Below are 19,118 nucleotides of genomic sequence, written 5' to 3'. Positions count from 1 at the left end.
ATTGTTGCTCCTAGGGATTTTCTACCTTCGCTAGTTTATGGACTGTTCATAGTAGCGAAACTGGTTGAGCAGTGCTTCAGCTTGAACGTGATGCTCGCAGTCCAGCAACAATTCTTCTAATACTTGTTGGGTGAATGTTACTAGATTTCGAGCAGACGCATAATCGCGTTCATAAAGACTTTGTAGCGCTTGGTTTAAAGCATGGGACGCTGCTTCAATCCGCTCAATTTGAAATGAATCATTCCTAAACCAGTCATCGCTGTGCATGACGAAGCATAAGTATTAAAAGGATTTAGCCTTCAGCCTAAATCAAAAACATATGAAACTAATAAGACCCGTTTTGCTCAGCACCTGCACTGCTCACTGGCTTGCGATTTACTGGTCTTTCGATTCACTTACTTTCCGGCCATCGCGGAATCAGCTATGGGCTGGTATGTCTGGGGCTGCCCCAGTTCCTGCCTTAGCTCGACCAGCAGTTGCGAAAACCGATCGGCAACTCGCGCTTGTTGACTGAGTCTAGTTTCCAACAGACGTTCAATTGCTCGTGCAATATCTGAAGCTTTGCTACAGCCAAACGTTCCCAAACCACCGGCCAGCTTGTGAGCCTCGGTGCGGGCGACCTTTTGTTGCTGCAAATTACAACCATCGGCATGGAACAGCAAGGCTGTCGCTTCTAGTACAGCAAGCCGCTGCTCCAGGGATCCGTAGAATCGTTCGGCAATCTGCTGAATAGCCGTTTTTCCGCGCTGCTGCCTCATCTCTGCCAGGAAATTGATTTCGGCCAAGGATGACATCTCCCGCTGATTTTCCCTGGGACTGGTTGCAGCCTGACCCAATTCAGTTTTCTCTTCGGTCTTTTCTTCGGTCTTTTCTTCGGGTACAGGTGCCGTTTTTAATCGATATCCTAAGCCATACACAGTTTCGATTAGATCCGCTGTCATTCCTGCCGACTTCAATCGCTGACGCAAATCCTTGATCAAATTAGTGACAGCCCCTTCCACCGGGGTTTCCTCCATGGGCCACATGTGATCGATGATGGCGCTGCGGCTGAGAATCCGTTGGGGGTGACGCAGAAACAGCTCCAGCAGGCTGTATTCCTTGGGGCGTAGAGAAATGCTCTGCTGATTGTAAGTCACCTGGGCCAGGGCTGGATCAAGGCAAAGCGGCCCCCAAGATAGAACCGGAGACGGTGGAGCCATGCCACTGCGCCGCAGCAGCGCCCGCACTCTAGCCAAAAGCTGAGACGATTCACAGGACTTGGCTAAATAATCATCTGCCCCTGCATCTAGCCCAGTCACCACATCATCATTCGAATCTTTTGTAGTCAGGATCAAGATTGGCGTTTGGCAGCCTTGTGCCCGGAGTCGGCGACAGACTTCGATGCCGTTCAAGGTTGGCAGCAATACATCCAAGAGAATTAGATCATAATTCCAGCGAGTAGCCAACTCCAACCCTACCGAGCCATCTGTGACAGTATCCACCGCGTAACGATGAGCTGAAAGGGTGGCTGAAAGCACTTGACTGGTGTATTCGTCATCTTCTACTAAAAGAATTTTCATTACGCACCTTCCTCGGTAAACCTAGCCCAATTTGCCAGCTTCGTCTGTGCAGGATTACCAATGGGTTAGCAATCATGCTTGTTGTTATGGTTCTTAATCTATTGGCTTTTTACTCGTCGTTTACTTTTATTTGTCGTTTACTTTTATTTGTCGTTTACAAAGACATCGAAGGTAGGACTGTAGTGTATCTCCAGTGTATTTTCTCTATGAAATTGAACCATACGCAAACGTTAAACCCTACTTTAAGTGACGAGTGAAAGGAGGATAAAAAGCGATCTTTCTTAAAAAGACCCAGCCTAATGTCAGGTTTGCCTAAGATCCTAGTTTTTAAGATTTTATCTTCAAGATCTAGATGTTTGAAAAGCTCCCTACATCCCCCATTTTGGGAGGTCCCAAACTGTCGCTGTTCCAAGTTCCCCATCAGTGGGGGTCCATTCGGAAAAGCATGTTTAATAGCGTTCGTGATTAGTTCATTCAGCAACAGCCCACAGGGAATTGCCGTATCGAGGTTGAGGCAAACGGGTTGCAGTTGGTAAACCAGACGCACTTGGTTCGCGCTGCTATGCGTTGCCAGAATCGTGTTTGCTAATTTCTGAATATATTCGTCGAAGTTGAGCTGCTCTAGATCGTTCGAGCGGTAGAGAATTTCGTGGATCAACCCAATAGCGCGGAGGCGATTACGGCTATCTTCTAAAACATCGAGGACGGCTGTATCTTGAGTCACGCGAGCTTGCAGCTTTAGCATGGCAGAAATCACCTGCAGGTTATTTTTGACCCGATGGTGAATTTCTTTAATCAAAATCTCTTTTTGCTTGAGCTGAGTTTCTAGCTGCACATACAGCTCCGATTGCTGAATCGCAATTCCCATTTGCACCGCCACCTTTTGCATCAGCTCCACTTCCGCCGGCTGCCATTGGCGATAGACAGCACAGGAGTGGAGAATCAATAAGCCCCAAACCGTTGAGCCGGTCTCCTCATCGCTCTGCACAATTGGCACTACCAGTTTAGACTTCACCTGAATCTGGTGCATGAACTTTACTAAGCAGTCTGCCAGAATGTCAGTGTCTACATTTGTGATTGCGCGAGCTTGCCCACGCTGATACAGGGTGCGGCACTCCAGCGGAAACTGCTCTTCTGGAAACCGCATCTCGGCTGTAACCGGGTACTGCGGCAATGTAGCTTCTTTGATCACACAGCCAGTTCCGTTGGCGTATAGGCGAAAGACAAGGGCGCGATCCACCTGCAAGACCTGCTGCACCTGAGTTACGGCAGCGGCCAGGATTTCTTCTAACCGAAGAGAGCTGCGAATTTGCTGGGAAATGGTTTGCAGCAATTGCTCATACTGCACTTGTTGCGCCAGGGCTTGTTCCGCCCGTCGACGTTCTGATAACTGAGTTTTGAGGGTGTCGTAGAGATTAGTTTGGCGAATCGCGATCCCGACCTGATCGGCAAATTGGGTCAGGAGATCGATCTCAAACGGCTGCCAGTGACGCGGAGCCGTACAGTGGTGAGCCAGCAGCAAGCCCCAGAGCTGCTCATCTTGTAGAATTGGCACCACTAAATTCGCGCGCACCTGGGACTGGGCCAAAAAGTCTACATAGCAAGGGGTTAGATCTGCGCTATAAATATCGCTGATGGCGCTCGTGTGTCCTTGCTGATAGCGCTCGGCCACCTGCATCGAAAAGCAAGGATCGTGAAAGCGTGCTCCCAGAATGGAAAATTGAGGGTCAGAAACCGCCTCCACCGCAATATAGCCGCTGCCCTCTGGCTCAAACTGAAAGATCAGCACCCGATCGGTTTGTAAAAACGCTTGTACCTGATTGACGCTTGTAGTGAGAATATAGTTTAGATTGAGGGACTCGCGCGTCCGAAAGGCGACTTGGCGCAGCAAGGCTTCCCGATTCGCCTGTTGTTGCAAGAGTTGTTCAGATTGTTTGCGTTGGCTGATGTCAGACACTCGGACGAGCGTCATTTTTCGTCCAGCGACATGAATCGTCTTGGCGGCAATGCTACCCCAAAAAAAATGTCCCTTCAGCGTGCAGTATTCGATTTCACCACTCCAGACGCCGTTTGCCGCGAGCTGTTGCTGCGCGACTAGCACATCGTTCCCCCAAAATGGATAGCGATGCAGCGTGTGCCCCTGAATGCCGATCAACTCATCGGTGTGGTTGGCTTCAAACAGATCAACGGCTCGCTGATTGCAGTTGAGGATCAACAATGTGACTGGATCCACCAGAAAAACTGCGTCAGCCGATTCTTGAAAGACAGCTTCAAATAAATCGCGGCTGCGGTGAATTTCAGCTTCTGCCTGCTTTTGCGCCGTGATGTCTTCGGCGATGCGGGCTACTCGGTAGGCTGCTCCTTGAGAATTATAAATAGGGAAAGCTCGCTCCCGAATCCAGCAAATGTCTGTATCCGATTGCAGAATCCGGTACTCGATATCTTCTTCGTGATATTCCAACCGATTAATTGCCACAATCGCCATCCAGATACGGTCCTCCGGATGCACCGCATCCAGCCATGCTTTCGGGTTCTGGTAGAGGGTCGCGGTTGGAATGCCCCAGACTTCGGCAAACCTGGGACTCACGTAGAGTAAATTTCCCTCCAAGTCTTCCATCCAAAACACCTTGGGAATATTTTCGGTGAATTGGCGAAACAGTTCCTCACTTTCTTGCAGGGCGGCAGTGCGGGACTGAATCCGTTGCTCTAACTCCGTATTTAACTGCTGTAGCGCTAATTCTGCGGTTTTGCGGCTAGTGATGTCGATGCAGTAGCCAATAATTTCTACTGGAGCACCTGCTGCATCTCGGATCAGTTTAGCCTCATCTTGGAGCCAGCAATAATTGCCATCTTGTTCTGAGCTAACGTGTTTAGCAACGTATTGACGCCGGAACTCTTCCTCTAGATCACTAATTAACTCATTGAAGTCTTGACTGCTTAATTGTTCTGGGCTTAGTGGTGCTGAAACAGTCCATCTAACCTCTGGGTCAGGTAACAAATGTGCTAAATAGGCTTCTTTGACATAACCAGTAGCACCACCACCCCGGCGCTCAAAACCACTGCCAGTTATGGTGAGGGTAACCAAGGCATCTAGCCGCTGAAAGGCCATGGTTGTCATGGTCGCCTCACTGGGGGGACCAGCCTTAAGTTGAGTTGCGATACAGCGGATGCCACTCAACCGCTCTGCCCCATATCGGGGCAACTCCAAAGGGGGAATTTGAGTCTGCCGTAAGGTTCCAACCCCAACTCGAATCACTTGACCCCGCCGATTCAGATAGGCGCAGACCGGCTGGTTGATCTCTGTGCTGATAGCAGCCAATCGTTGAGCAAACTCAGGTGTAACTAAACGATCAATCGGCAATCGCTGGTGATACACACGCTGTAGCTGCTTCAGCTGGCTAGATTTTAATCCTTGCAGTTGACCATGAATAGTATCGATAGACACCCTCACCAAAGTCCTAGACACTACATTGATAGTGATATTCTATCGATTCACTCAAACAATTGGTGCTACGGAACCCACACTCAAGACTAGGACCAAGGAAAACCTAGGCTTGAGGAAGCTGTCAACACGGTTAACTCACCTCCATACTGCATCTGGATGCTTCTGAAGACCATTACCTTAGCAGAATTTGGATTTACCAGGCTTGAGTTTACCAAGCTCAAAATCTGAGCTTGACGCTACAGGGCAACTCTACAAACCAGTTACAGCGTTTTTCACTCATGTGAGGTTAGGGGGTGTGGGGGCTTCGCCCCACGCAGGAGCAGTGTCCCTGCACACCGTTTTTCGTACTTCACTAGCCTGAAGAAGGCTGTAAATAACATTAAAACTACTCAATTTTTAACTTACTCAGCTTGAAAATCGCAGATCTACCGACTTCAAAAAACAAATCACTACTGGCTTTCCGCGTTATGACGGTTAGCTTCAAATAATCTTTATTCCTGAAAACAAATTTTATTACTGCTTTTAGATCAAAAACATAGATAAGCAAGGGTTCTTACCCCCTTTTACGACAATTAGAAGATTAGATATCTTCGTAATTGTAATACTTAATATCTCTTTTCAAGACGCTTCAAGCTATGCTCAACAACCATTTTCAAAGCAGTTCATTTGCAGAAATGATTTCAGACAAGAAAGTAAATTGCAACCATCACATAGATAAAGTGATGTTGATCACTTCTACTTGATTATTAGCTAGACAAGTGAATTTTTAGGATTCAAACTTCTTAAGTACTGGTTGAATAATGCCTGGTTAATAGCATTTCTTTAGCTTAGTTATAGCGCTATTTAGATGATCTAATCAGTTAATTAAAGCCCCCAGTAGCAATCGGTTTCTGCCACTTTAGCCGACTCTTATTGGTGCAACCAGTTCATGTAATCAAGAAATTTGAGCAACGACTAGTTCTGTTGTGTAGAGGGTGTATCGATGTCACGGGACGCTTTGATAGTAGGGATTAATACTTATCAGTATTTACCCAGCTTGAAAGCTCCAGCTAGGGATGCAGAAGCCATTGCTCAACAATTGCATGCCTACGGTGAGTTTAGAGTTCATCGCCTTCCAGAAGTGATTCAGGAGGGAAAACCGAAGATAGGGCAGAAAACGCAGGTCAGTTTGCGCGATCTGGAAACTGCTCTGATCAATTTGTTTAAGCCGAGAGGAAATGCGCCCCAAACTGCCGTGTTTTACTTTTCTGGTCATGGCATTCAGCGCGATGCAGGGATTCGAGAGGGATATTTAGCCCTGAGCGATTCCAACCCAGACAAGGGTTTTTATGGTTTATCGCTATTCTGGCTGCGTCGTTTGCTGCAAGAAAGTCCGGTCCGGCAACGGATCATCTGGCTTGATTGTTGCCACAGCGGGGAGTTGCTCAATTTCCTGGAAGCTGATCCAGGGGCTCATCCTGGTACGGATCGGCTCTTCATGGCAGCATCTCGAGAATATGAGACGGCCTATGAATCCTTGGACAGCGAGTATAGCGTCTTCACGGATGCCTTACTGACCGGCCTCGATCCGAACCGAGTTGCGCCTGGAATCGTCACAAACCATTCGCTAACCGATTGGGTCAATCACACTCTCAAAGGGGAAATTCAGCAGCCCCTATTTGAAAGCTCCGGCAGTGAAATCATTCTAACCCGACGTAACAGCGAAGCTGTTGGCGCACCAAGACTGGCTCAATCTACTATTCAATCTAAAGATATCTGCCCCTACAGAGGACTAGAATTCTTTGACGAATCGCACGCTGAATATTTCTTTGGTCGAGAAGAGCTGGGGAGGTGAGGGCAAATATAGTTGCACATGGCGTTATGAAATTTATGAACGGCAGATTCCGTAAATCTATCCCCTTTCTAGGATGCACGACAGGGCTGAAAGTTGGGGGATTGAGCGGGCTGAGAGGAAACGAAACCCAAACTCATTGCCTCATTCAGGAACGCCAGACATTGTTACCAGAGCGCCTTAACTCTGTATCTAGCACGGCAGCAACTACAGCCTAATCAGCATCTTCTTGTGGACTGTCTTCAGGAAGTTGCTCTAACAAGTCTTGCAGCAGTTGCGTTTCAGATTGATCGGCTGAAGGCTGGGCATCTTCGCGCGACTGCATGACTCGTTTCAGATTGGCTCGCATTAAGCCGATTTGGTAGGAATTGAAAGAAATTTCTACAGGCTGATTGGTTTCCGGAGTTTTGTCCCAAGCCTGTACTTTTGACTGAAGCTCCTGCTCAATAGTCTGGACAAGCTGACGCGCCGACTCATAATCGTCAGTTCCATAAGTCAACAGGTTTTCTTCCTGCTGACTGCCATTTGAGTCAAATGCTCCAGCTTGTTTTTGGTTCTCTAAATCAGCAATAGCCTGACTCGCAGCTTGCTGCATCAGCTTGAGTTGCTGTTGGTTAACAACGAGAGGAAGGGCATCCATAACAGTTTAATCCGATGAGTCCAACGTAAAAACTCCAATCACCTTATCTACTGCTCGACCAATCAGCATCTATCATTCGGTACCTTTACCAAAATCCAAGGAAAAGGTTGGCAAGTTAGATTCATCTGCGGTTAGCAGTTGCACGGGTTGTTGCACGAGATGGAACAGTTGTTGGGGGCACTGAGTAATTCGCATGCGGTGAAAAATAGTCAGGGCAATTAATTGCCTCTTCTGTCAGAGCGTTATGAGGATGGACTGGACATTTAAGATAGTAGCTGTCTGTAAAAAATAAACAGTTAGAGCAGGGAATTTGGTGGAGTTGTTTTGTCTGTTTAACGGTGTCTCGAACAATAGCCCACAGGCTCCACACTGCTGTTGAAATAAATCCCCATGCTGCAAACGCAAAAAACCAATGCATACTTTCATCTCCTGATTTCCGTGCCTAATTTATACTCACCATCGAGTCTCAACAGGTCACAGCAGTAATCCGAACCCGTTCTCTACCTGTTCTCCACCTTAAGGATTGATAATCCCGTAGTAGATAGCTATCACAAACAGCGAACTCAGCAGTGCTGCTACTACCAAAACTCTGAAGTTGAATATGAAACTAAATATACGCACATCTTTTCTCATCTATAGTCTCTCTTCTATTACTTCAAAACGCTTTGAAACTATCCTCTCTCTTGGGAGTAAAATCAGATGAAGCAATTTAGTGTTAAAAGAACATTCTCTTCAGTCTATTTGGGCCATGTATTGGGGCTGTACATAAACTACCGGTGAAATCAACGCAATTCTCATTCTAGGGGTAGAGAGAGGGCAAAGAAGCCGCAGTTTAATGTAAGGAGCTAACTGGCACTTTACGGCACAGGGCATACTTGGGATAGGGCATACTTCAACCCCAAGCTGGAGACATTGGTTGCTAAAGACTAATCAGTAGAACTAGATTGCTAGAAGCAGATCGCTAGAAAAATCATTACCGGAGAACGCAGGGTAGCCCTTACGCCAATCAAGTGCCGCTCAGGGAAGTTTAGCGCCCGCAATAGCGTTCACCCTGGTGTGAGTCAATACCTGATGCGCTTGAAAGCTGACAGAGCATTTCTTCAAGCGCCATTCAAGCGCCAAGCGCTGTTAGGGATGAGGTAACTATATGGCAACAAAGTTTCCGAAATTTAGTCAAGGGTTAGCGCAAGATCCCACCACTCGTCGAATTTGGTATGGGATCGCGACAGCCCATGACTTTGAAATGCATGACGGCATGACGGAAGAGAATCTATATCAAAAGATTTTTGCGTCTCATTTCGGTCATGTCGCAATTATTTTTCTCTGGGCTTCGAGTCTGCTGTTTCATGTGGCTTGGCAGGGTAACTTTGAACGCTGGATCAAAGACCCGGCCCATATTCGTCCGATCGCCCATGCGATTTGGGACCCCCACTTTGGTCAGGCGGCAGTTGATGCTTTTACTCAGGGAGGAGCAACCTATCCAGTCAACATCGCCTATTCCGGCATTTATCACTGGTGGTATACCATCGGTATGCGGACCAATGGCGATCTCTGGATGGGTTCAGTGTTCCTGCTGCTGCTAGCGGCAGTGTTCTTGTTTGCAGGATGGCTGCATCTCCAGCCCAAGTTCCGGCCTTCTCTATCCTGGTTTAAGAATGCTGAATCTCGTCTGAATCACCACCTGGCAGGCTTATTCGGCGTTAGCTGCTTAGCTTGGGCAGGCCACCTCGTGCATGTTGCAATTCCTGAGTCGCGAGGGCAGCATGTTGGCTGGGGCGCGGCTTGGCCTATATTCGTACCAAAAATGTGGAACCCGGACTACAGGTCAAAATAGGAGATAGCAAAGGCGAACTCGTTGCCCTGCCCTTTGTGAACCACGAGTATCTATAGCAACCCTCGCTTAGAAGCTGCGGTCCTAAGCGACCTGCCGTCGCCGTTGTTGAACTGGAATTTCAATAATGAACTCGGTTCCTTCGCCCGAAGTTGAATCACACCGGATTGTTCCGCCATGCCTCTCTACCACAATTTGATGGCTGATTGATAAGCCCAATCCGGTTCCTTTCCCTACAGGTTTGGTTGTAAAAAAGGGATCAAACAAGCGGGATTGCAATTCTTTGGAAATGCCAGGACCATTATCTGCAATATGAATCGCGATCCAATCTGAATTGACTACTCGCGTTTGAATCCGAATCTGGCCTGGTTTGGCTCTTGGGATTTTGAGCCGTTTTAGTTCATCCTGCTCATCGAACGCATCAATAGCGTTGCTGATCAGGTTCATGAATACCTGATTTAGCTGGCCGGGATAGCATTCTACTAATGGCAGTGTCCCAAACTCCTTAACTACCTGAATGCCTGGATGATCAGGTTTTGCCTTCAATCGGTTGTGCAGAATCATCAGCGTGCTGTCAATGCCCTCATGAATATCAACCCCTTTGACTTCTGCTTCATCGAGTCGGGAAAAACTGCGGAGAGACTTGACGATTTCGCGAATTCGATCCGTTCCTACCCGCATCGACTTCAACAGTTTAACCAGGTCATCTTTAACAAAATCTAGATCAATTGCTTCAATTTCCGCTTGAATTTCTGTGATAGGAGTTGGATAATGCTGCTGGTAAAGCTCTAGTAGATGCAAGATCTCTTGGGTATATTCGGTGGCATGAATTATATTGCCGTGAATGAAGTTAATTGGATTATTAATTTCATGAGCTACACCTGCAACTAACTGCCCCAAGCCCGACATTTTTTCACTCTGGACGAGCTGTACCTGAGTTGCTTGCAATTCCCTCAGGGTTTGTTCGAGCTGCTGCGCCTGCGCCCTAGCGGTTTGGGCAATTTCTTCTTTTAAGGCCAACACGCTTTGCAATTGCGATTGCTTCTGGGTCAAGTTAGTCGTTAGGTTCTGAGCATCCGTCAGGGCGGTATCCCTCACCTGCAAAAGAAACAGGAAATCAGCAATCGGATCATGGATAGCAAAGTCCTTGAGCTTAACGCCAATTGGAGTCAGATCGCTGACATTGGTGACCCAGAGCGAGCAAAGAAAGAAAATAGCATCATGGTCATCCACATACATCATTTGGCCCTTGAGCTGCATTTTGCCTTCCAGAGACTCCAGCAAAAAGATGGAGCGTGATCGTTTTTGAATGATGTCAAAATCCACTGGAATGCTGGGGCGACTAATTCGGAAATGCTGCTCCAACTGGCTGCCCAGTAGCGGTTTAGGACTGATCCGCTGCAGAACTTCTCCCACTTGCATGATCTCCTGATTTCGGTTGAACACAATATGAAAAGGAAAGGCTTGGGCAAACCATTGGGGTGGTAGGCTCAGATGATGGGAAATCATATGCAAATTAGAATTCTATGCATTGGTAAGAAGACAATTGAGTTAGTGCACGCTCATTACAAATTGCAGAAATATGACGAACATGTCAAAGTGAGTTAATTTTGCCTATACCGAACCGAAAACTCGTCGTGATCGCTTCCTTCTTCTCTACTCTTAGTCTGTGTAACATTCACTTTGGTGTTAAAGCGCTTTCCTAAACCCTGAATTAAGCCAAAAACCATCGGAGTCAGCCCTTGCCGATGTGAGTAGTAGTGCAAATTCAGCGTCTCCTCTTTCACGTCGGTGCACTCAAATGAAGGAGGCTGAAGCTTCGGGAAAACAACCCCAACTCGTGCATGAAGATTGTCTAGATTTTCCAAAAATTCGGGTAAATTATCACCACACATATCAATGATCTCAGCAAAACCTTCACTAGCGGTATATTGCACCCAATACTCTCCAAAGGCTTGCATGATTTCCGAACTAGACAGATTTAGCACCTGGCTCGCAGCCCTAACTAAGCGATGAGTGAGGTCATCGGGGTAACTCTCTACGTTCACAAACGTTTCTATATCGATTTCGGCTTGCTGCTGCACCATTTGCCACGATTCTTCCCCAAAGCGAGTGCATACCATGTCTTTGAGCGCTTTATTAACTAAGCCATACATTGTTAATCTCCTAAAGGGTTCTGCTACTGCTATTTCAAGCTTGCAAACATCAATTTGGTCAGCATGACAGTCAGAGTGACAGCAGCATCAATGGCCACAACTCTGGCATCACCATACTTAGTATTAATAATCACTATACTCTTGCTTCTCTGGGAGGGTGACAAGGGAGCTACAACATAGAGTGAATCAGTGCCATAGCCTGTTTTCCACGTTAGTTTGGCAATCGCGGCTCTGGCCTTATCGAGGGCAAACAGGGTTTTTCCCTTGTCAAATAGTTCGGTTTCCGGCGAATTGAGGTATTTGGGCTGCTCGTTGCCCAAGGCTCTGCCGCCAAACCCAATCACGCGCCCCTGCAAATCATGAATCGGAATCATTAGTCGGTCGCGGAAGCGGTCGTAGTAGCCGCGCCCTTCTGAGCGCGGCACAATCAGGCCAGCCTGTTCGACTAGCTCCACTGGAAACCGCTTTTGTTCAATTAGATAGCCATACAGGGTTTGCCAACCAGCGGGGGCATACCCAAGCTGAAACTGTTGGATCGTTTCCTGGTTTAGCTGTCGCTGCTCGGTCAGGTAGGTGAAGGCGGCATGACCGTCGGTTTGGTGCAGGGCGTGCTCATAGAATTTGGCTGTCAGAGCCAGCACTTCGTAAAGTTGTTCACGCAGAGATAGCTGCCGCTGAAGTTCCTGCCGCTGGGCCGGCTCTAGCGTTTTAACCGGCACCTGATAGCGCCGCGCCAACTCCAGCACCACATCAGCAAACGACTGCTTGCCAATTTCCATCAAAAACTTGATTGCGTTGCCGCCCGCACCACAGCTAAAACAGTAATAGAACTGTTTTCCCGGACTGACGCTAAAGCTGGGCGATTTGTCGTCATGAAACGGACATAGCCCTGTAAAGTCTTTGCCGCGTTTGCGCAGCACAACATGTTCCGAGATGACATCAACAATGTCCACTCGTTGCTTCACGGCTTCAACCGTGTCTGGATGCAGGCGGGGAATGTCCATAACCCATCTTAGTGGCAAATCGGAGAGGTAGACTGGGATTCTACTACATCTAGTGTCTAAATTCCGTAGAGTTTGGATGATGCACTCAACAGATACACCCTGATGCGCTCAACAGATGCACTCAACGCTGCTCTCAGTGCCAATTAAAACAGTGCCAATTAAAACGCATCGAACGGCACAGTTACGGCAAGGTTGGAGATTGATTGTGAAGTTTTGCGTGATTGAGGAGCGGTTCACCCAGACTTCGGCCAAGATTTTGCCAAAATCAACAGCAGCATTTGCGCCAATTCACCGGAAAACTGCTATCCCTTTAAGGATTAGATTGGTAGTTCTAGATGTGGAAGGAAGTCAGATGGGACGAGTTTTTGTAGCCGTGGGATACGAGGAGCCTGGGGAGCATCTGAGCGGTGTCAATCTAGCGGCTGCCGTTCAAGCCGTGAGCCTGATGCAGGATCTAGTGGTGCAATATCTGCGAGCCAATCAATACGAAGCCGCAACCGTACCTCAAGAACTGACGCCAGAGCAAACTATCGCCTGGATCAATCGCTATGCTGAGGCTGGCGACGTGGCGATTCAGCTTCAAATCAGCAGCACTATCAACCCCAACCTGCGGGGTACTCGGCTGTATTACATTACAGCTAACGATCAGCGCCGTGCTCAAGCCGACCAGCTCTTACAAACCTTGCTGCGCCGTGCGCCTCAAATCCTCAGCCAAGGCGTCAAGCCTGATACCGTTTGCCCCTTGGGATATGCAGCCTTTTGTCGCCAGCTTGTGATTCCGGCTCTGGTCCTGAACATTGGATATATGACCAATCCGGAGGACCACCAAATTCTGCAAGCCCAGCGGCAGGACGTGGCGTTAGGCATTGCGGAAGGATTGGCTCTTTGGAGTCGCTCGGTGGCTGGGACGGCAGCGTTGAATCCGGTGCCCACCTATCCGGCGATCAACATCAACCTGAATGGTGCCTTAGTTTATGGTGAAGGTGTCATTGCCAATGGAAACTTCTATATTCCGATGGATCTCGTCGATCAGTTGGGGATTGATCTACCGCTCGATGCCTCGATTCGCCGCCTCAGCTACCGCAATATCGTCTATGTCCGCGCTATAGATTTACGCGAATTCAATCTATCGCTCCACCCCGACAAAGACAGCCACACGCTGATTCTGCGCTCGATGCCAATCGCCTACCCTGGACAACTGGATCGAATTATGGGGCGCGGTTCTGCTTCGGAAGTGCAGCTATTGATGTTTCTCAAAGGCCATAACCCAGAAGGGTTTGCCCCTTTTGTAGAATTGCCCAAACTTTATCGGGAAGAGGCTGCCATCGAGGGTGTGAGTGCCGATATTGCCTTTGCGCAAATGTGCGTGGAGACCGATTTTCTGCGATTCAACCGGCTGATCAAACCAGAGCAGTATAACTTTGCTGGATTGGGCGGCATCGGTGATGCGCCTGAAGGAGCCAGTTTCCGGGATGCTCGGATTGGAGTAAGGGCACAAATTCAGCACCTCAAAGCTTATGCCAGTACGGAGCCGCTGGTGCAAGAGAGCGTCGATCCGCGTTTCCGGTTTGTGCGACGAGGCGTAGCCCCAATGGTGAACCAGTTGAGTGGGCGCTGGTCTGCCGATCGGCACCACCGCGGATTCGGCGGGCAAGTCCCTGGTATTGAATGTGGCTGTTGCTCCGCTTCGCTCAGTATCAAACGAGCAAACGGGAGCGATCGTTGTACTTGAGAATGTTACCTCCAGGGTCAAGCTCGAAGAATCCTTACAGCAGAACGAGAAACTTTCGAGCATCGGACTGCTTGCCGCCGGCGTTGCTCACGAGGTAAACACCCCTCTGACCGGCGTATCGAGCTACACGCAAATGTTGCTTGGAATGATCCCGGAGACCGATCCGAAACATGCTCTTTTGCAGAAGATGCAACGGCAAACGGAGCGAGCCTCAAATATCGTTGGTAACCTCTTAAATTTCTCACGAACCGGTAACGGGATCGAAGCGTTCGAGCTGAATGTCAACAAGCTTCTCGACGATACACTCCAGTTGCTGGAACCGCAGTTGCGCAGATCTAATGTTGAGGTAGTAAAAGACTACGAACCGACATCCCCTACAGTATTCGGCGACGCTGGAAAGCTACAGCAGGTATTCACCAACCTTATTTTGAACGCTCGCGATGCTATGTTCGCCGGCGGGACAATTACGCTGACCACGCGAATGCTTGATACAGATACTATATGCGTCGAGGTAAAAGATACGGGCGAAGGTATTCCAGCAGAGAATCTTAAAAAGATATTCGACCCATTCTTTACTACGAAAGGTGTTGGAAATGGTACGGGGCTTGGACTTGCGGTCACGTACGGTATCGTTCAGGAGCACGGCGGCTCGATCGAAGCGATTAGTGAGAATGGTGAAGGGGCAACCTTTAGGATCGTGCTTCCGCGTTCGTCCCGAAGTCTTCACCGAGCCGTCAGTTAATCAACGTTCTTTCCAAGCTCGCCCGAGAAACTGCCATGCGTATAAATTGCGGCAATAGCCGCAACCACCATGATCGCTGAGGCCGCTTGAAACGTCCTGCTGATGGTTGAGTTGTCAAGAGACCCCGTGGCATTATTCAAAAGAACTCCCCCGATCATTGGTGCGATCGCCCGAGCAAGACTTGCACCGGATTGCATGATACCGAGAGCTTTACCTTGCTCTTCTTCGCTTGATATCTTTGAAACCAAGCTCGTCAGCGCGGGAGATGCCATCGAATTTCCGAAGGTAAGCAGTGCTCCAATCATCAAAAGCGCGGCAAGGCCGCCTGCCGCGGGGCCGATGAAAGGCATCGAGAAGAGCGTTGCCGCCATAATTATGCAACCCGCGATCGTTAGCCTTGATTCGCCAAAATACTTCGCCAATACGCCGAACACCAATCCTTGGCATACGACTGAAATGACCCCTAAAAATGTAAATATGTAGCCATTCTCAGATGCACCGTAACCGTACCGGTATGATGTGAAAAGAACAAAGGCATAGGTCATTATCGAAAAGGCCGTAACTAGCAGAAAGTATGTCAGATTCACAAGTGTGAATTTTCTCTCACTGAACATCATTGCCAGATCCTCAAAGCGGCCTTTGCGGCGGACAGGCTCAGCTTCGCTCTGCTTTCTGCTCTCCGGTAGGAAGAAGAACAATGCTATCGCGTTCACAAATGCAAGCGCCGCAGCAAAATAGAACGGGACGTGAACGCCGTACGGGCTAAGCAGGCCAGCGATCGCCGGACCGAGAATAAAACCGAAGCCGAACGCCGCCCCGAACAATCCCATTCCTTTAGCCCGCTGCTCGCGCGTGGTAACGTCGGCTATGTATGCCTGTGCAGTAGATATATTCGCTCCGGTAACGCCACCTATTACCCTACCGACAAACAACACTAGCAATGATTCTGCCACGCCCATAACAAGGAATCCGACCGCAGAGCCAAGTATGCTAAGAAATAGGATCGGCCTTCGCCCATAACGATCCGAAAGCCTTCCGAGGAGCGGTGCGAAGAAAAACTGCATCCATGAATAGACTGCCCATAAAAGCCCTATTTCAAATGGGGTTGCATTGAACGGTGGGTTGTTTGCATAGAACGGCAGGATCGGGATAATGATGCCAAACCCGACAAGATCGATGAAAACCGTCAGGAATATGATGATGAGAGGCGGGGTAAAAAAGCGCTCTTTTCCTTTGTCGGCTGGCATAGCTCTCCCGAACGACAAATTTTAGCAAAGCGGAGATTGAATGTAGAATAGGTCAAACAACTATTCACGCGATAAGATAACTTCGTTACGATGAGAACAATACTTAGGCTGAGTATCTGCACGCTTGCAGCGTGCTTAGTTTTTACTATGGTGCAGCATGCGAATGCGAAGAATGTCGCCGAACGATCCATAGCAAGATCGTCTAAACAGACGGATAAACATCCGAAGATCGAATTCACCGTTTCAATGAACAAGCCGAGTTCGCATCTGCTTGAGGTAGAGATGCGTGTTTCCTGGACACGAATGCCCGAGAGGCTTGAATTAAAAATGCCAGTTTTCGGTTCGAACTGCCGCCGCTGCCGGAATTGAGGCAATTGTGCAGCCGGGAGGCAGCCTCCGAGATCAGGAGTCAATCGATGCGGCGGATGAACTGGAACTGGTGATGGTTTTTACAGGTGTACGCCATTTTCTGCACTAGATTTGCACTAGATTTGATACTGAGGTTAAGAACGGAATGGGTTAGAGCACAACCATGAAGCGGAAAGGATTCGTAGAACAGCGCAAAAAAGTAGCCAAAACACAGCCGGAAGCAACCTCCGATCAGGTAGCCATTACGCTTTTGCTTACCGGCGGCCAGCAGTACACGGTTACTGTCATGCCTGAAGACCCGCTGCTGCACGATCTATATGAAACCTTAGTGGCCGGAAACGGCAATTCGGTCAAGCGGTTGTTCCAAATTCCAATTCAGCATGGCAAAGCAGTTCTTGCCTTTCCCAGCGATCGGTTGGTGGGTTTGATTACCGAACCGCCGCTGATTATTGAGCAAAACCAAGTCGCCTCATCTAATCCAAGTACCACACCATTGCAATCTGATTCCGATCCCTGTATCTCTAAGTATCTTCAGCTCGATCAGTTTCTTGCACCTGCGGATCATCAGCGATTGTTAGATTACGTCATCGAACATGAGGCTGAGTTCGTTCCTTCGTCCACCTTCACAGGTGAAGCCAATTATCGAGAATCAGTTGTCCTGTATTCATTTCCTGAATTTTCCGAGCTAATCACCCGACAAATTCAGCAAGTATTACCGCAAGTATGCGAGCAATTCAGCCTTGCTCCGTTTCCAGTTACCCAAATCGAAGCGCAGCTCACTGCCCATAATGACGGCCAATTTTACAAGGTTCACAACGATAACGGCAGTCAGGACACAGCCACTCGCGAATTGACCTATGTCTATTACTTTCATCGCGAACCAAAAGCCTTTAGCGGCGGCGAACTCGTGATCTATGACAGTAAAATCCAAAATAACTACTACGTTCAGTCCCACACGTTCAAAACCGTTGAACCGCGTAACAATAGCATTGTGTTTTTCTTGAGCCGCTACATGCATGAGGTGCTGCCGATTCACTGCCCCTCACAGTCCTTTGCCGACAGCCGCTTCACGATCAACGGTTGGATTCGCCGCTGATTATTATTAAATCAATCCCCGCAACAGCGCCTGCAACTTCAGCTTCACCTCCGCCAATTCTCGCTCCGGGTCAGAACCGGCCACAATTCCAGCCCCCGCATACAGGCGGGCACGATTGCCATCAAGGACCGCTGAACGGATGCCAACAATAAATTCAGCGTTGCCGTGGGCATCGACCCATCCTAGCGGTGCGGCATAGAGGGAACGGTCAAACTGTTCATAGTGCAGAATTTGCTCGCAGGCGGTTTGGCGCGGCATTCCGGCTACGGCAGGTGTGGGATGCAAAGCGGTCAGAAGTTGCAGCGGATGTAAATGGGCCGGCAACACCGCTTGAATCGGAGTATGCAGGTGCTGGATATTCGACAACCTCAGCAGGGCAGGCACTTCTGCATAACGCGGATGCAGTCCCAGAGCCGTGAGTTGCTGAGCAATAAACTCCACCACGAGCTGGTGCTCCCGCCGCTCCTTTTCGCTGTTGAATAACCGATTAGCGAAATCGACATCTTCGACGGCAGTACGGCCCCGTGAGGCGGATCCAGCCAATGCGTCGGTGATCAGCTTGCGATTGCGAATACTCAACAACCGCTCTGGACTAGCCCCAATAAACCGCTGTCCGTTGCCGTTTCCGGTGGAGAACACACAGCAGTCAGGATGGAGCTGCCGCAGATGATGCAGCGAGCGGCCCCACTGAAACGGCAAATTAGAACAAACATCAATTGCATGAGCTAAAACAAGTTTTTTATAGGCTTGTTGATGAATTGATTGCAGTGCTGAACTGACCGTTGATTTAAAATCGTGAGTCTCGATAACTTCCCATCGATTTAGCCGCGCTTTTTGGTCTTCAGCTAAATAGAATCCATCGTATTGAATCAACTGTAATTTCTGCAATTGATTCCAAATCGTTTGGGTTAATTCACCAATTCGAGAAGCTGTATCAATTTCCCAATTGACAATGACAAAGCTCGCTTCCTGCCATCTCACAATTTGCCAACGCGGTAAAAAAACCGTGGCGGGCGGAAAGGGCGAATCAACCGTGCGATTGTGATCAAAAAAAGTGAAGCTGCTAAAAAAACAAGGTGTATTCCACGGCGGCTGAACCGCATAGATATCGGGATAATTGGACAGCAATCGCTGGAAGCAACCCTGAATAAACTGCTGTGCCTCCGAGAACCGATTAGCACCGCTCATTTGTTGCAAAATTGCCGTATCAAAAGCAGCAATTGCTTGATGTTTATCGCGATTTTCAAAATAAAAATGCGGTTGATTTTGTTTAGCAAGTTTAGATAAAACCAGCAGGCACTTTGCAGAGCCAGAAACAGCTCCGGTCTTGGGTCTGTTCAAATAGATTGCTGGTTCACTGCTGGTTCACTTAAGTTTCTACGCTCAGATGATCCGATCGTTCCTTAGGGGCGATCGGTTTTTGTTGCAAAGTGGTATTAGAAAATGGCATTTCTGTAGTTTCAAAA

Annotated in this window: 14 protein-coding genes and 2 pseudogenes; 7 read left to right on the top strand and 9 right to left on the bottom strand. The window is 48.5% G+C overall.

The window, feature by feature from the left end; all coding sequences use genetic code 11:
• Positions 1–30 precede the first annotated feature (30 nt).
• From JVX88_RS20340 to JVX88_RS20330, 3 genes are all read right to left on the bottom strand, one after another.
• Positions 31–267 (bottom strand): hypothetical protein, encoded by a 237-nt coding sequence (locus JVX88_RS20340; RefSeq protein WP_211619961.1) that lies wholly within the window; start codon positions 265–267, stop codon positions 31–33.
• A gap of 128 nt (positions 268–395) precedes the next feature.
• A complete protein-coding gene (locus JVX88_RS20335; protein ID WP_211619960.1) occupies positions 396–1,559 on the bottom strand; it encodes a response regulator in 1,164 nt (387 codons plus the stop codon).
• 154 nt (positions 1,560–1,713) lie between these two features.
• Positions 1,714–5,004 carry a GAF domain-containing protein gene (locus tag JVX88_RS20330; RefSeq protein ID WP_211619959.1) on the bottom strand — a complete coding sequence of 1,097 codons (3,291 nt, stop codon included), beginning with the start codon at positions 5,002–5,004 and terminating at the stop codon, positions 1,714–1,716.
• Positions 5,005–5,986: 982 nt separating this feature from the next.
• On the opposite strand from JVX88_RS20330, the gene JVX88_RS20325 reads away from it, so the two are divergent.
• A complete protein-coding gene (locus JVX88_RS20325) occupies positions 5,987–6,838 on the top strand; it encodes a caspase domain-containing protein (RefSeq protein WP_211619958.1) in 852 nt (283 codons plus the stop codon).
• 211 nt (positions 6,839–7,049) lie between these two features.
• On the opposite strand, the gene JVX88_RS20320 is transcribed toward JVX88_RS20325, so the two are convergent.
• Complete coding sequence (locus tag JVX88_RS20320) at positions 7,050–7,475, bottom strand: hypothetical protein (RefSeq protein ID WP_211619957.1); 426 nt, start codon at positions 7,473–7,475, stop codon at positions 7,050–7,052.
• 1,147 nt (positions 7,476–8,622) lie between these two features.
• Here JVX88_RS20320 and psaB point away from each other — a divergent pair.
• Positions 8,623–9,249, top strand: a pseudogene (gene psaB, locus JVX88_RS20315) (photosystem I chlorophyll a apoprotein A2); the annotation flags it as partial.
• A gap of 141 nt (positions 9,250–9,390) precedes the next feature.
• Here psaB and JVX88_RS20310 read toward each other — a convergent pair.
• The 3 genes from JVX88_RS20310 to dnaG form a co-directional block, all read right to left on the bottom strand.
• Positions 9,391–10,815 carry an ATP-binding protein gene (locus JVX88_RS20310; protein ID WP_211619956.1) on the bottom strand — a complete coding sequence of 475 codons (1,425 nt, stop codon included), beginning with the start codon at positions 10,813–10,815 and terminating at the stop codon, positions 9,391–9,393.
• A 95-nt stretch (positions 10,816–10,910) separates the two neighbouring features.
• Positions 10,911–11,462 (bottom strand): heme NO-binding domain-containing protein, encoded by a 552-nt coding sequence (locus tag JVX88_RS20305; protein ID WP_211619955.1) that lies wholly within the window; start codon positions 11,460–11,462, stop codon positions 10,911–10,913.
• Between the two features lie 29 nt (positions 11,463–11,491).
• Positions 11,492–12,466 (bottom strand): DNA primase, encoded by a 975-nt coding sequence (dnaG, locus tag JVX88_RS20300; protein ID WP_317134394.1) that lies wholly within the window; start codon positions 12,464–12,466, stop codon positions 11,492–11,494.
• A 352-nt stretch (positions 12,467–12,818) separates the two neighbouring features.
• Here dnaG and JVX88_RS20295 point away from each other — a divergent pair, with 352 nt between their 5' ends.
• A complete protein-coding gene (locus JVX88_RS20295; RefSeq protein ID WP_211619954.1) occupies positions 12,819–14,198 on the top strand; it encodes an N-acetylmuramoyl-L-alanine amidase in 1,380 nt (459 codons plus the stop codon).
• Positions 14,137–14,940 (top strand): sensor histidine kinase, encoded by an 804-nt coding sequence (locus JVX88_RS20290; protein WP_211619953.1) that lies wholly within the window; start codon positions 14,137–14,139, stop codon positions 14,938–14,940. Before JVX88_RS20295 ends, JVX88_RS20290 begins: the two co-directional genes overlap by 62 nt.
• Here JVX88_RS20290 and JVX88_RS20285 read toward each other — a convergent pair.
• On the bottom strand, positions 14,937–16,187 hold the full coding sequence (locus JVX88_RS20285; RefSeq protein WP_211619952.1) for an MFS transporter: 1,251 nt from the start codon (positions 16,185–16,187) through the stop codon (positions 14,937–14,939). The two genes, JVX88_RS20290 and JVX88_RS20285, sit on opposite strands and share 4 nt — an antisense overlap.
• Before the next feature lie 90 nt (positions 16,188–16,277).
• Between JVX88_RS20285 and JVX88_RS20280 the strand changes: the two genes are divergently transcribed.
• The 3 genes and pseudogenes from JVX88_RS20280 to JVX88_RS20275 all read left to right on the top strand — a co-directional run bounded on the left by JVX88_RS20280 (position 16,278) and on the right by JVX88_RS20275 (position 17,652).
• Positions 16,278–16,556 carry a hypothetical protein gene (locus JVX88_RS20280; protein WP_211619951.1) on the top strand — a complete coding sequence of 93 codons (279 nt, stop codon included), beginning with the start codon at positions 16,278–16,280 and terminating at the stop codon, positions 16,554–16,556.
• A pseudogene (locus JVX88_RS44260) lies at positions 16,525–16,665 on the top strand (phosphoribosylaminoimidazolecarboxamide formyltransferase); the annotation flags it as partial. The gene JVX88_RS20280 and the pseudogene JVX88_RS44260, both read left to right, overlap by 32 nt.
• Positions 16,666–16,719: 54 nt before the next feature.
• Entirely contained in the window at positions 16,720–17,652 is a 933-nt protein-coding gene (locus JVX88_RS20275; protein WP_211619950.1) for a 2OG-Fe(II) oxygenase, read from the top strand.
• A gap of 6 nt (positions 17,653–17,658) precedes the next feature.
• Here JVX88_RS20275 and JVX88_RS20270 read toward each other — a convergent pair whose 3' ends face one another.
• Entirely contained in the window at positions 17,659–18,993 is a 1,335-nt protein-coding gene (locus JVX88_RS20270) for an isochorismate synthase MenF (protein ID WP_211619949.1), read from the bottom strand.
• Positions 18,994–19,118 lie beyond the last annotated feature (125 nt).

The sequence above is a fragment of the Leptolyngbya sp. 7M genome (genome assembly GCF_018128485.1).
Note: the sequence above shows the minus strand (reverse complement) of the source record. Positions and strands in the feature narration are given on the sequence as shown.